Here is a 12,937-nt window from a genome sequence, read left to right as displayed (position 1 = left end):
CCTCCCGCGCGTGCACACGCGCTGGAGGCCCCTTTTGCGTGCGCGCGAAAACCGTTGGGGCGCAACGAAAACCGGGGTTGACAGCGATCTCAGCGCCATGTCACGCTTTCGGCACGGCAGAACCATGCCCAAAGCGGAAAACGTTCCCACTGGTTGAGCATTCCGCGAATTCCCCAGTTATGTGCCTTTACCTATGAGGGGTGAACTATGTCCGAGAGCGAGCGGCATTCCGGGTCCGGGGTCGATGTGGCGATCGTCGGCATGGGTCCACGAGGACTGTCCGTGCTGGAGCGCATGCTCGTGCGGCTGACCGAGGAACCCGCCGCGTCGGCCGTCCGGATCTGGACCATCGATCCCGGCGAGCACGGCGCAGGCCGGGTCTGGCGCAGCTCGCAGCCGGACTGGTTCGCCATGAACACGGTCACCGGCGAGGTCAGTCTCTATTCTGGCGAACCGGATGGCGGACCACCGAGAGCCGGCGCCGGGCCGTCACTGCACCAGTGGCTGACCCGGCACCCCGACAGCAGGCTTTCCGCGCTCGGCCCCTGCGACTACGCGCCCCGCCCGGTCTTCGGCCAGTACCTGACCAGCGTGTTCGACACACTGGTTGCCACCGCGCCGCGCGGCGTCGAGGTCATCCCGATCAGCGCGCAGGTGACCAGGATCGACCAGGCCGGCGGCCGGAAACGGCTGACGACCGAGGACAAGTCGATCGTCGCCGACAAGGTCGTGCTCGCCACCGGGCATCCCAAGGTGGTGCCGAACGGCTGTGACGACGAGTTCCTCCGGTTCGCCGAGGACCACCCCGGCGCCACGTACCTGCGCGGCGATTCCGCGGCCGAGATGAACCTCGAAGGCATCCGGCCCGGTGAACCGGTCGGTGTCATCGGGCTCGGCCTGACCTTCTACGACGTGCTCGCCGCGCTCACCCATGGCCGCGGCGGCGAGTTCGTCACCGAAGGCGGTTTGCTGCGCTACCGGCCGAGTGGTCACGAACCGGCCATCGCCGCCGGCTCCCGCAGCGGGCTGCCGATGCTGGCACGCGGACGGAACCAGAAGGCGCCGAGCTACCGGTACCGCCCGCGGTTCGTCACCGACCTGGCACTGACCGCGGCGCGCTACACGGCCGAACGGACCAGGGGGTCCGCGCAGCTGGACTTTCTCACCGACCTGTTCCCCTTGCTGCAGCTGGAAGTCGAGCACGTCTACTACCGGACGCATCTCAAACGGATGAAGGGGCAGCTGGCCGAGCGCGAGTTCGCCAAGCGCCATCTCACGATCGCCCGCGAGAACCCGGGCGCGGTCCGTGACCTGCTGGTCGAGTTCGGGCTCGAAAACCTCCCGCCGATCGACATGCTCGGCATGGCGCGGCCGTTCAAGGGTGAGGTCTTCGCCTCGCCCGGCGAGTACCACGACCGGTTGCTCGCGCTGCTCGACGCTGACGTCGCCCACGCCGAACAGGGCAATATGGACGGTCCGCTCAAGGCCGCGCTCGACATCTTGCGTGACACCCGCGGATTCCTGCGCTCGGCCGTCGACTTCGGCGGCCTGCTGCCGGAGTCGCATCGCGACGACTTCCTCGGGTTCTTCAACCCCATCAACACGATGGTGTCGGCCGGTCCACCGGCCGTGCGGGTTTCCCAGGCGTGCGCGCTGCTGCGCGCCGGGGTGCTGACCGTGGTCGGTCCGGCCACCGAGGTCCGGACCGATCCCGGCTCCGGCCGGTTCGCGCTGCACTCGTCGCAGGTCGAAGGCTCGCGGCGGCTGGTGAGCACGCTCATCGACGGCCGGATCCCGCGCCCCGCGCTCGACCTCGACTCGGCGCCGCTGACCCGTCAGCTGCTCGCCGACGGCGTGATCAGCGAGTACCTCAACGGCGATTTCGCCACCGGCGGCCTGGCCGTCACGCCAGCGCCGTTCCTGGTGATCGACGGCACCGGCCGTCCTGATCCCGATCTCTACGCGATCGGCATCCCCACCGAGAACGTCCGCTGGTTCACCCAGATCGGCAACGGCAGGCCGGGACCGCTGTCCGGGTTCCACGCCGATGCCGACGCCATCGCCGCCGACGCGCTCGCCGAGGCGCGGGTGGTCACGTCCGCGCTTGCCGCCTAGGTCGTGTTTCTCGGATCTGGTGCGTGAGAGTCGTGATCCAGGTTGTTCCTGGCGGTGCCGTGGCATCGCCCTCGTACCGGGTTGTACTCGGGTGATGTCGCGGTGCCGCCAGGGACGACCTGGGCGCGGCTATCGCGTGCCTGATCCGAGAAACCCGACCTCAAGGAGAATCATGAGCAAAACCGATCGGTTTCGTGCTGCCCGCGATCTGCTGCTGGAGCTGCGCGAAGACCACGACGCGGCCTACGAGCGGTTCCGCTGGCCCGAGTTCGACGAATTCAACTGGGCGCTCGACTGGTTCGACGCCATCGCACAGGGCAACACCCGCGACGCGCTCCGGATCGTCGATGGCGCTTCGGTCACTTCGGTGACCTACGAGGAGCTTTCGCGCCGGTCCAGCCGCGTCGCCAACTGGTTGCGCGAGCAGGGTGTCGACCGCGGCAACCGGGTGCTGCTGATGCTCGACAACCAGGCCGCGGTCTGGGAAACCCTGCTGGCCGCGATGAAACTCGGCGCGGTCGTCATCCCGACCTACACCACGATCGGCCCCGCCGATCTGGCCGACCGGCTCGAGCGCGGCGCGGTGTCCCACGTGATCACCACGGCCGCGCTCACCGGCGCTTTCGCCCAGGCCGATCTCACGAAGATCGTGGTCGGGCCGCCGGTCGACGGCTGGCTGGACTACGCGGACGCCGCGCACGCGTCGCCCGAGTTCGTCCCGGACGGACCGACTCCCGCGGACCAGGAGTTGTTCCTCTACTTCACGTCCGGGACGACATCGAAGCCGAAACTCGCGCAGCACAACCACACCAGCTACCCCGTCGGGCATCTGTCCGGAATGTACTGGAACGGCGTCCAGCCCGGCGACGTGCACCTCAACATCTCGGCGCCCGGCTGGGCTAAGCACGCCTGGAGCAGCTTTTTCGTCCCGTTCAACGCCGAGGCGACGGTGCTTTCGGTCGCCAACCCGACGGGTTCGGCACAGGTGGTGCTGGACGCGCTCGTCGAACACGGCGCGACCACGTTCTGCGCGCCGCCGACCGTGTGGCGCCTGCTGATCCAGCAGGACCTGCGGCAATGGCCGGTCCGGTTGCGGGAGGCGGGCAGCGTCGGCGAGCCGCTGAACCCCGAGGTGATCGAGCACGTCCGCCAGGCGTGGGGGATCACCGTGCGCGACGCGTTCGGCCAGACCGAGACGACCGCGCAGATCGGCAACACCGCCGGCTTGCCCGTCCGTCCCGGTTCGATGGGGAAACCGTTGCCCGGCTACGAGATCGTGCTGATCGACCCGATTACCGGGCAGCCCGCCGACGAGGGCGAGATCTGCGTCAAGCTCGACCCGCGGCCGGTCGGCGTGATGAGCGGCTACCTCGGAAACCCCGAGAAGAACGCCGAAACCTTCGGAGGCGGCTACTACCACACGGGTGACATCGCCAGCCGCGACGCGGACGGCTACCTCACCTATGTGGGCCGGGCGGACGACGTGTTCAAGTCCTACGACTACCGCGTCTCGCCGTTCGAGCTGGAAAGCGTGCTGCTGGAACACGACGAGGTCGCCGAAGCGGCCGTCGTGCCGAGCCCGGATGTGGTCGGTTTGGTCGTGCCGAAGGCTTTCGTGACCCTCGCGGCCGGTGCCGAGCCGTCCGAGTCGACGGCTCGGTCGATCCTCGCGCACGTGCAGGACCAATTGGCACCACATCAGTGGATCAGGCGGCTCGAGTTCGGGCCACTGCCGAAGACCACCTCCGGCAAGATCCGCCGGGCCGAGCTGAGGAAGCAGGAGGACGCCAGGGAGTCCGTTGTGGACGGTGAGTACCTGGCGCAGGACTTGTTCGACCTGGTCGCGCTCGGCGCGCCGGGCATGGGCTGAAACCACTTACTTTCAAGGAGAAACCGCCATGCACAACGTCACCATCTACCGCGATGTCTTCGGCAAGGGCCTGCACGACGGCAGCATCAACTGGACGACTTACAACCAGGCGGGCCGCAGCGGCGTCGACGTCGAATGGCTCTACACCGGGGAGCAGACCGGCGAGACCAAGGCCGAGGCCTACATCGGCCGCTTCGCGCCCGGCTCGCACGGAGACCTGCACGAGCACCTGGGTTTCGAGCTGCTGCTGGTGCTGGAAGGCGAGCTGCACAACAGCAACGGCGACGTCTACCCGCCGGGAACGCTGATCCTCGAAGACCCCACGAGCATCCACCAGGTGTCCAGCCCGAACGGCTGCGTCGCGCTGGTCGTCCGTGAGAAGGGCACCCGCCCGCTCACCGCCGCCGAGAAGGAAGAACTGTTCGCCGCCTTCGCCTGACCGAATCCCCGCCACTACCTTCTTGGAGACCTCGTCATGACCAGTATGCTCGAACGGACCGCGACGGCGATCCACCAGACCCCGGTGACCACACCGACCGAAACCGCACTGAAGCGCCAGAAAACGCACGGGCCGAATTACCGCTGGGCGGTGCTCGCGATCGGTTTCGGCGCGCAGGCGGCGTTTTCGGTCGCCTTCCAGGGCATCCCGGTCGCCGGGCCGCTCATGCAGACCGCCTACCAGCTGACCACCGGCCAGCTCGGCCTGGTGCTGTCGTTCATGTCGCTCGGCATCGCCGTCAGCGACGTGGTGTGGGGCATCGTCTCCGACCGCATCGGCGAGCGCAAGGTGCTGGTCGCCGGCATGGTCGGGTTGACCGTCGTGCTGGGATTGATCTCGGCTTTCCTGGTGCCTGCCGGTGGTCAGATTCCGACCATCGCACTGCTGTCCTTGGGGTTGCTCGTCGCGGGCGCGCTCGGCGGCAGTGTCAACGGCGCCAGCGGCCGCGCGATCATGGCCTGGTTCAGCAAGCGTGAGCGCGGGTTCGCGATCAGCGTCCGGGTGACCGCCGTGCCCGTCGGCGGCGCGATCGGCGCGGCGGCGCTGCCGTTCCTGGCGATGAACTACGGCTTCCGCGGCGTGTTCGTCTTCCTGACGGTGATCTCGCTGGCCGCGACCGCGGCGATCTACTTCTGGCTGGACGAGCCGCCGGTCGCCAAGGCCGCGCCGAAGATCAAGGGACAGAAGCGGGTTTCGACGGTGCCCAGCCCGCTGCGCGTGTGGAACGTCTGGCGCGTCGCGATCGCGTCGGGCCTGCTGACCTGCCCGCAGTTCGTGGTGCTCACCTTCGCCGGGATCTACCTGCACACCGCCAAGGGCGTCGGCATCGGCGCGATCGCCGGGCTGCTGGTCGCCGTCCAGGTGCTCGGCGCGGTCAGCCGGGTCTGGGGTGGCCGCTGGACGGACCGCCGCGACGGCCGCCTGCGCCGCACGGTGATCAAGTGGATGAGCTGGATCACCGCGATCGGGTTCGTCGGTGTGGCGGTCGCTTCGGACGCCCCGGCACCGGTTTCGGTCTCCCTGCTGTGCGTCTCGGGCGTCTTCGCCTGCGGCTGGCACGGCATCGCCTACGCCGAGATCGCGGAGATCGCCGGCGCCGAGCGCAGCGGGACCGCACTCGGCCTGGAGAACACCATGGTCTTCGCCGGCGCGTTCATCACGCCGGTGCTGATCCCGGTGGTGCTGGACTTCTCCGGTTCCTGGGCGGTCACGATGGTCCTGATCGGCGCGGTGCCCGCGGTCATCGCGGCGGTCTTGGTGCCCCGAGAAAGTAAGTGACTAGTTAGTATCTGCGAGCTGATCCATCAGCTTGCCCGCCAGGTAGAGCACCTCCCGTTCCGTCTCCGACAAACCGGCCATCGCTGAAGCGAGCCACGCGTCGCGCTCACCCACGTCCCGGGTGAGCGCGGCGCGGCCCTGGCCGGTCAGCACCAGGATGTGCTGCCGCCGGTCGCGCTCATCGCGCTCGCGGCTGATCAGCCCGTCTGCCTCGAGTTCCGCGAAAACCCTGGTCAGCGACTGAGGTTGCTGATGCTCGGCCGCGACCACCTCGCTGGCCGTCGACGGGCCCTGCCTGAACAGGTGACTCAGCACGCCCAGCTTGTTCCCGCTGAGCGCGCCGGGGGAGCGCACGGCACGCATGCGCCGCGTCAGCCGCATCGCGCCCTGGCGGAGCCCGGCTGCCGCATCGAGGTGTCTGCGTTGCTCGTCGTCGGTCATATCGCTAAGATATCACTTACTATGAAGGCAGCTCGGTGGGTCACCCAGCTCGACCCCGGCTTGCGCGAGCTGCGGGCGATGACGGTCGCCATGGTGGCGGTGCTCGCCACCTACGGGTCGGCGCTGCTCGTGGAGCACGCGGCGGACCTGCGGGTCGACGTGGTCATCCAAGCGGTCGTGCTGGCCATGACCCTGGCGCGCACGCTGCGCGGCGCGGACTACTGGAACCTCGCTCTCGCCTTCGTCGTGGTGCCCGCGGTCGCGGCGGGCACGAACGAGCTGAACTCCCTGTTCGCCGGCGACCACGTCACCGCCGATGTCCTTTTCGTGGCCGTAGTCGCCGCGTCGATCGCGATCCGCCGGTTCGGCGCGCGGGCGACCAAGATCGGGTCGCTCACGGTCCTGCCGCTGGTGTCGATCCTGGTCCTGCCGGGACCGTCCGCCCGCTCCGACGACCACAGCCTGTGGGTCGCGTTGTTCGCGCTGATCGCGTGCGGCTGGGTCACCGCGACCCTGATGATCGCCGGACGGCTCGGCTTCGTCGAACGGGTGCGCGCGCTGCCCTGGCGTTCGGACGCCCCGTCCGCCAAGTCCGCCTCCCGGATCCCGGCGAGCACCCGGATGGCGCTACAGATGTCGGCCGCGCTGACGGCCGCGTTCGTGATCGGCCGGGTCTTTTACGCCGGCCATTGGACCTGGGTGGTCCTGACGGCGTTCATCGTGTGCAGTGGCGCGCGTGGCCGCGGCGATGTCATCCACAAAGGATTGCTGCGTGCGCTGGGCGCCGCGCTCGGCACCGTGGTCGCGACGGAGATCGCCGGCCTGATGGGCCGCGACGACCCGATGTCGATCGTGATCATCTTCGCGGTCCTCGCGCTGGCGACCTGGTTGCGGACGCGCAGCTACGCGTACTGGGCGGTGTGCGTGACCTCCGTGCTTTCCCTGCTGTACGGGTACTACGGCGAGACCGGCACCGACCTGCTGCGGACCAGGCTCATCGAGATCCTCATCGGCAGCGCACTGGGCATCACCGCGTCCTGGCTGATCCTCCCGGTCAAGACGAACCAGGTCCTCCGCCGCCGCGTCGCCGACGCGCTGGAACGGCTGTCCCAGTTCCTGGGTCCGCCGGACTGGTTCGACGCCGAAGAACTCGCGCGCCGCCAAGCCCGGTTCGACACAAGCGTCGGCCTGGTACGTCAGCTCGCGGGTCCGTTGGAGGCCCAGCGAGCGCTGGCCATGCGCCTGCGCGGCAAGGCCCGGCACGCCGACGCGATCGACGCCGTGCGGCAGTGCGTCCGCCCGGTGCGCGTGCTCGTCAAGTGCCAGGAGGCCCGCCCCGAGCTCCGCACCGACCCCGAGCTGACGCAGCTGCGCGCGCAGGTGTCCGCGAACGTGACCGCGCTCCGCCGGGCGATCGGCCGCCAGCCCGGTCCCGCGTATACGCCCGTTGAGACCGCGGTCCGGTCCAAAGCGGCTTCGTCCCTTGTGGACATCGACGCCGCGCTGGGCGAGCTGGCGGAGGTGTTCGTTCCCGTCCGCGAGACCGTGCCGTCTTGAGTACCTTGGACGCGGTGAAGCTGCGGCCTTTGCCGGATCAGGCAACTCGACTGCTGGAAACCCTCGACGCCCCGCCCCGGCTGGTCGCGCATCTGCGGCTGGTGCACGACGTGGCCTGTGAACTGGTGGAGTGGCTGTATCCCGTGTTGCCGTTCGACCGGGCGGCGGCGTTGTTCGGCGCGGCCACCCACGACATCGGCAAGATCGTGCATCGCGCGGAACTGTCCGGGCCCGGTTCCGAACACGAGCAGGCCGGGTACGAACTTTTGCTCGCACAGGGAGTCCAAGAGGACTACGCGCGTTTCGCGCGGACGCACGCGTCGTGGAACTCTTCGGACATCCGGCTGGAGGATCTCGTGGTCAGCCTGGCCGACAAAATCTGGAAAGCCAAACGGGTCCCCGATCTCGAACAGCTGATCGTGAATCGCATCGCCACGGCAGGCGGGCGGGAGAAGTGGCAGGTCTTCATGGAACTCGACGACCTGCTCGACCGTCTCGCCGCGACCGCCGACCGCAGGCTCGCTTATCAAGCAGAACACCCCGTCTGAACTGACGGGGGTCGTGAGTGTTTAGGCCGGTTAGAACCGGCCGCATTTGGTGATCTGCGCGGGTTGTGCTCGTCGGGATCCGCACGAACGGGGCTTTTGTCGCGCTCACGGTGACAAAAGTCCCGTTCGTAGCATGCACGGCGAGGGCTGGGCTGTCGGAGTTTGTGCTGGAGGTGACAAGGGTGGCCCTTGTTACCTCCAGCGTGACAAGGGCCACCCTTGTTTCGCCAGCGAGACCGGCAAAAGGTACATAGTGGGGCGTATTTCGGCTTGTGAGGTGTGATCGGGTGTGCGAGGGGAAGGTTTGCTGCATCTAACGCAGCAAACCTTCCCCTCGCACCAGGCAGCTCCGCGAATTCCGCCGTAGGTGACCAAATACGGGTCGGCCAGAACCGGCCGCAACACTCACGACTCCATGCGCTCCGGGAAACACGACTGGCGGAGTCCCGGTGTCAGCACGTGACGGAATTCGGCCGCGCGGGCCCTGGATGGCTGATTGCGGGCGGGGATTCGCGCCGGTGTTACTGGTGGAAAGCCCCTCGACAGGCCGGAGCGGCGATGGTCACCCACGGCGGCGCGCGATTCCGGGAAGTGTTCGCGGTCGCCGAATTCCGGGCGTTGTTCGCCGCACAGCTCGTTTCCGTCGCGGGGGACCAGCTGGCGCGGGTGGCGCTCGCGGTGCTCGTGTTCGACCGGACCGCGTCGGCGGGCTGGGCGGCGCTCGCCTATGCGGTCACGCTGGTGCCGGATCTGCTCGGCGGGCCCTTACTGTCCGGATTGGCCGACCGCTATCCGCGCCGCTCGGTCATGGTGGCCGCGGATCTGGTGCGGATGGCGCTGGTCGCGTTCATGGCCGTGCCGGGCGCTTCGCTGGTGGTCGTCGGCGCGCTGCTGGTGATCGTGCAGCTGGCGAACACGCCGTGGGCGGCGGCCCGCGCGGCGGTGCTGCCGCAGGTGCTGTCCGGCGAGCGGTTCGTCGCGGGCACCGCGGTCTTCGCGATGACCACCCAGGCCGCGCAGGTGCTCGGGTTCGCCACGGGAGGCGTGCTCGTCGCGTGGCTCGATCCCGACGGCGCCTTGCTGGTCGATGCGGTCACGTTCGCCGCGTCGGCGGCGCTGATCGCCGGGGGACTACGGCATCGCCCGGCGTCGTCGGGACTGCGCTGGCGCGGCCGGGTACTCGGCGGCTTGGCGCTGGTGTGGCGTGATCGCCGGTTGCGCGCGCTGGTCGCGCTCGCGTGTGTTTCGGGCTTTTACATCGCGGGTGAGGCGGTCGCGGCGCCGTACGCGGCCGAACTCGGCGGCGGGGCGGTCGCGGTCGGGCTGCTGCTGGCGTCCTACGCGGTGGGGAATGTCGTGGGGATGGCGATACTCGCCCGGCTGCCGGAGGCGGTGCGGGTGCGGTCGATGGTGCCGATGGCGATCGCGTCCTGCGCACCGCTGCTGGGCTGCGCGGCCGATCCGGGGCTCGGTGCCGTGCTCGCGCTGTGGTGCTGTTCCGGCGTCGCGAGCGCGTACAACCTGACCGCGTCGACGTTGTTCGTCACGGCGGTGCCGGATCACGTGCGCGGGCAGGCGTTCGGGCTCGCCGTGACCGCGCTGAGGGTCGCGCAGGGGGCGGGCGTCGTAGTGGCGGGTGTCGCCGCCGACGGTTACGCACCGCATCAGGTGGTGGCGGCCGCGGGGTTGCTGGGAGTAGTCGCCGCCGCGGGTGCCGGGCTGGCGTGGAAAGGCTCGTGAGCGCACTATCGGGTGGAATCACTCACGAGCCTTCCGAACCACTCAGAAGCGTGACCAATCCGTGGGGCGAGCCCAGTCGGTCGGACGGCCGGTGCGGGGCGAAGACGAGGTCTTGATCATGGCTGCCTCCACGGCATAGAAATGTAGGCGGCCACCGAGGCCGCCCACCTGGACTAATGACACTGCGCATGCACGCGATTACCATTGCGGGTTCCCCCGGGGGAGAAAGGGGCGCCCGCATGGGATTTTCCCGTGCTCGGGCCACCTTGCCCAGCAAGGTCAGGCCGCCGAGTGGTCTCGATCCGCGCCGCTGGCCGTTGTGGTCGCTGACGCGGCCCGTGCTCTGCTACCTCTTCGTAGTCGAGATCGCCGCTGTAGCCACCCTCGGGGTGACGGCGAACCTGGCTCCGATTACTCCCCGTGCTCTAGCTTGGTGTGGCCTCCTGCTCGTCGCGGAACTCGCGCATCTGGAAGCCGCCCGCGGCATCGAGCGCATCCGCGAGCTCGGCGCGGACGGCAGTCCCCACATGCATCTGCAGTCCATCTGGATCTTCGCGGCGCTGCTGCTCCTGCCGCCGCCGCTGGTCGCGGTCGTCATCGCGGTGAGCTACACGCATTCGTGGGTGCGGGTGTACCGCCGCCGGTCCGTGCTGCACCGCAAGGTCTTCTCGGCGGCCACCGTGATCTTGGCCTGCGCCGCGGCCGGCGCCGTCCTGCACGCGGGGACGGCCGGGCACTTCGCGCCCTACCCGCCGCTGATCGACGGTTTCGGCGGCATGCTCACCCTGCTGCTGGCCGGGATCGTCTACTTCGCCGTGAACTACGCGATGGTCGTGCTGATGATCATCGCGACCAACCCGGCCAACCCCGGCCGCCAGGCGCTCGGCAACCTCTCCGACGTGCTGGTGATCGGCGGCGCGGTCGGCCTTGGCTGCGGGATCGCGCTGGTGATGACCGTCCGGCCGTGGCTGCTCCCGGTGATGATGCTGACCCCGCTCGCGTTGCAGCTGGGCCTGTTGCTGCCGCAGCTGCAAGCGGCCTCGCGCACCGACTCGAAGACCGGCCTCGTCGACGTCTCGTTCTGGCATGAGGTCGGCCAGCGCGAGCTGTTGCGCGCGCGGCGGCTCACGTCGACCGTCGGCGTGCTGATCATCGACCTCGACCATTTCAAGCGCATCAACGACCGCTACGGCCATCTCGCGGGCGACGAGGTGCTCCGCGCGACGGCTTCGGCCATCAGGGACCACGTCCGCAGCCACGACTTCGTCGGCCGCTACGGCGGCGAGGAGTTCGCGGTGCTGCTGCCCGGCGCGGGCGGCAAGGAGACCTTGGCGGTGGCGGAGCGGATCCGCGCGGGCATCTCGGCGGTGTCGGTGGAGGTGCCTGACATCGGCGGCCCGTCGACCTCGACAGTCAGCGGGCTCAGCGCGTCGATCGGGGCGGCGGTCTATCCCGACAACGCCGAGGAGCTGACCGACCTGCTGCTGGCGGCCGACACGGGCCTCTACGCGGCCAAGAACTCCGGGCGGGACCGGGTCGTGCTGGGATAAAGGGTCGTGCGCGTTGCGGGCGGTTAGAACCGCCCGCAACGCGCACGAGCCTTTTCTACTGCTGGGTGAGCTTGAACGACTGCGCCGCCCCGCCGTTGCAGGTCAGCTGCACCAGCTGGACGCTGTCCGCGGTCGACCCGTTCGGCACCGTAAGGCACTTCGGGGTGTTCCGGCTGACGAAGTGGAAGTACCCGCCGCCCTCCGGAACCGCTTGCCACTGCTGGTTGTTGCCGCCGCCGTAGGCCCACAGGTGCAGCGGCGCGTTGTCCGCTGTGGACACTCCGGCCACGTCGATCACCTGTGCGGGGTTGTTGCGGTTGTTGACGCGCGTGAAACCGCCGCTCGTCGGCTGGAACTGGTACTGCTGCGCGAAACTCGCGTTGCAGGTGTACTGCTGGACCACCGTGCCGTTGGCCGTGCCCGCCGCCTTGGCGTCGACGCACTTGCCGTTGCCCTTGTTCACCACGGAGTACCAGGCCGACGGTGACGGCTGGTCGGGGTCGGCAGGCGGCACCGAGCCACCGCCGCCGAGCCAGAGCAGGCCGTCGAGCAGGAACTTGTTCTGCGTCTCGCTTTCGAAGGTCGACGAGAGCGGGGTGTTCGTCTGGTAGTTCATCGCGTTGTGGCCGAAGTTGGCGTAGAGCATCTTGTAGTTCTTGTTCGTCCACATGATCGGGTAGTACCCGCTGTACCAGCTCTGGTCGGGGTCGGTGCCCAGCGGGAAGCTCGACGGGTCGACCGAGGCCAGGATCCTGATGTCCGGGTTGGTCCGCAGATCGTTGTTCCAGCTGTACCACTCGCTCACCGCGGAGGTGAACTTCGAGCCGAGGCGCAGTGTCGACGGGTGCGTCTGGTCGTCGACCTTCAGCACCGCCTTGGTCGGGCCCCAGGTGTTGTTGCGGAACCGCCCGGTCGCCAGGAACTGGCTGTGGTACCAGGCCCAGCTGTTCGGATCCTCGTTGTACGCCGAGACGTGGAAGCCGAACCAGCCGCCGCCGTTACGCATGTACCGCTCGAAACCCGCGCGCTGCGAGGCCGTGTGCGGCAGGTCGTCGAGGAACATGACCACCTGGTACTGCGAGGCGGTGATGGTGTTCAGCAGGTTCCAGTCCGTGGTGGCGGTGTAGCTGAAGTTGTTCTGGTTGCCCAGGTTCGTGAACCAGGGGTTCGCCTCCTTGTAGAACGAGACGTGGGCCTGGTCGTCGACGTAGTTGTAGAACGCGAGCACCTTGAACGCGGGCGCTTCGGGACGGGCGTACGCCGGAGTGCCCGCCAAGGCGACGCAGACACCGAAGAACGCCAATACCTTCGCTAGCTTTTTCTTGAACACGGCGGGGAC

10 protein-coding genes are annotated in these 12,937 nt (G+C 68.6%); 8 read left to right on the top strand and 2 right to left on the bottom strand.

What is annotated here, in order from left to right; all coding sequences use genetic code 11:
- Nucleotides 1–207: 207 nt before the first annotated feature.
- The 4 genes from BLV57_RS31590 (at nucleotide 208) to BLV57_RS31575 (ending at nucleotide 5,762) form a co-directional block, all read left to right on the top strand.
- Nucleotides 208–2,115, top strand: a complete 1,908-nt coding sequence (locus BLV57_RS31590) for an FAD/NAD(P)-binding protein (protein WP_091295016.1) — start codon at nucleotides 208–210, stop codon at nucleotides 2,113–2,115.
- A gap of 172 nt (nucleotides 2,116–2,287) precedes the next feature.
- Nucleotides 2,288–3,985 (top strand): AMP-binding protein, encoded by a 1,698-nt coding sequence (locus tag BLV57_RS31585; protein ID WP_091295014.1) that lies wholly within the window; start codon nucleotides 2,288–2,290, stop codon nucleotides 3,983–3,985.
- Between the two features lie 28 nt (nucleotides 3,986–4,013).
- Entirely contained in the window at nucleotides 4,014–4,424 is a 411-nt protein-coding gene (locus tag BLV57_RS31580; protein WP_091295012.1) for a cupin domain-containing protein, read from the top strand.
- Between the two features lie 36 nt (nucleotides 4,425–4,460).
- Nucleotides 4,461–5,762: an MFS transporter gene (locus BLV57_RS31575; RefSeq protein ID WP_091295010.1), complete on the top strand. Its 1,302-nt coding sequence runs from the start codon at nucleotides 4,461–4,463 to the stop codon at nucleotides 5,760–5,762.
- On the opposite strand, the gene BLV57_RS31570 is transcribed toward BLV57_RS31575, so the two are convergent.
- Nucleotides 5,763–6,203, bottom strand: a complete 441-nt coding sequence (locus BLV57_RS31570; RefSeq protein ID WP_218134908.1) for a MarR family winged helix-turn-helix transcriptional regulator — start codon at nucleotides 6,201–6,203, stop codon at nucleotides 5,763–5,765.
- A gap of 21 nt (nucleotides 6,204–6,224) precedes the next feature.
- Between BLV57_RS31570 and BLV57_RS31565 the strand changes: the two genes are divergently transcribed.
- The 4 genes from BLV57_RS31565 to BLV57_RS31550 all read left to right on the top strand — a co-directional run bounded on the left by BLV57_RS31565 (nucleotide 6,225) and on the right by BLV57_RS31550 (nucleotide 11,598).
- Nucleotides 6,225–7,760 carry an FUSC family protein gene (locus tag BLV57_RS31565; RefSeq protein ID WP_091295008.1) on the top strand — a complete coding sequence of 512 codons (1,536 nt, stop codon included), beginning with the start codon at nucleotides 6,225–6,227 and terminating at the stop codon, nucleotides 7,758–7,760.
- Nucleotides 7,757–8,308, top strand: a complete 552-nt coding sequence (locus BLV57_RS31560) for an HD domain-containing protein (RefSeq protein WP_091295006.1) — start codon at nucleotides 7,757–7,759, stop codon at nucleotides 8,306–8,308. Before BLV57_RS31565 ends, BLV57_RS31560 begins: the two co-directional genes overlap by 4 nt.
- Before the next feature lie 558 nt (nucleotides 8,309–8,866).
- Nucleotides 8,867–10,048: an MFS transporter gene (locus tag BLV57_RS31555; protein WP_091295003.1), complete on the top strand. Its 1,182-nt coding sequence runs from the start codon at nucleotides 8,867–8,869 to the stop codon at nucleotides 10,046–10,048.
- 239 nt (nucleotides 10,049–10,287) lie between these two features.
- Nucleotides 10,288–11,598 (top strand): GGDEF domain-containing protein, encoded by a 1,311-nt coding sequence (locus BLV57_RS31550; RefSeq protein WP_245757593.1) that lies wholly within the window; start codon nucleotides 10,288–10,290, stop codon nucleotides 11,596–11,598.
- A 55-nt stretch (nucleotides 11,599–11,653) separates the two neighbouring features.
- Here BLV57_RS31550 and BLV57_RS31545 read toward each other — a convergent pair whose 3' ends face one another.
- Nucleotides 11,654–12,928: a ThuA domain-containing protein gene (locus BLV57_RS31545; protein ID WP_091294998.1), complete on the bottom strand. Its 1,275-nt coding sequence runs from the start codon at nucleotides 12,926–12,928 to the stop codon at nucleotides 11,654–11,656.
- Between the last annotated feature and the right edge of the window lie 9 nt (nucleotides 12,929–12,937).

This window comes from Amycolatopsis xylanica, assembly GCF_900107045.1.
Lineage (GTDB): Bacteria > Actinomycetota > Actinomycetes > Mycobacteriales > Pseudonocardiaceae > Amycolatopsis > Amycolatopsis xylanica.
This window is presented reverse-complemented; position numbering and strand designations above follow the sequence as displayed.

Excerpts from the sequence above, each read along its gene's own strand:
- BLV57_RS31590 (WP_091295016.1), top strand. The coding sequence starts at position 208 with ATGTCCGAGAGCGAGCGGCATTCCGGGTCCGGGGTCGATGTGGCGATC.
- BLV57_RS31585 (WP_091295014.1), top strand. The coding sequence starts at position 2,288 with ATGAGCAAAACCGATCGGTTTCGTGCTGCCCGCGATCTGCTGCTGGAG.
- BLV57_RS31580 (WP_091295012.1), top strand. The coding sequence starts at position 4,014 with ATGCACAACGTCACCATCTACCGCGATGTCTTCGGCAAGGGCCTGCAC.
- BLV57_RS31575 (WP_091295010.1), top strand. The coding sequence starts at position 4,461 with ATGACCAGTATGCTCGAACGGACCGCGACGGCGATCCACCAGACCCCG.
- BLV57_RS31570 (WP_218134908.1), bottom strand. The coding sequence starts at position 6,203 with ATGACCGACGACGAGCAACGCAGACACCTCGATGCGGCAGCCGGGCTC.
- BLV57_RS31565 (WP_091295008.1), top strand. The coding sequence starts at position 6,225 with ATGAAGGCAGCTCGGTGGGTCACCCAGCTCGACCCCGGCTTGCGCGAG.
- BLV57_RS31555 (WP_091295003.1), top strand. The coding sequence starts at position 8,867 with ATGGTCACCCACGGCGGCGCGCGATTCCGGGAAGTGTTCGCGGTCGCC.
- BLV57_RS31550 (WP_245757593.1), top strand. The coding sequence starts at position 10,288 with ATGGGATTTTCCCGTGCTCGGGCCACCTTGCCCAGCAAGGTCAGGCCG.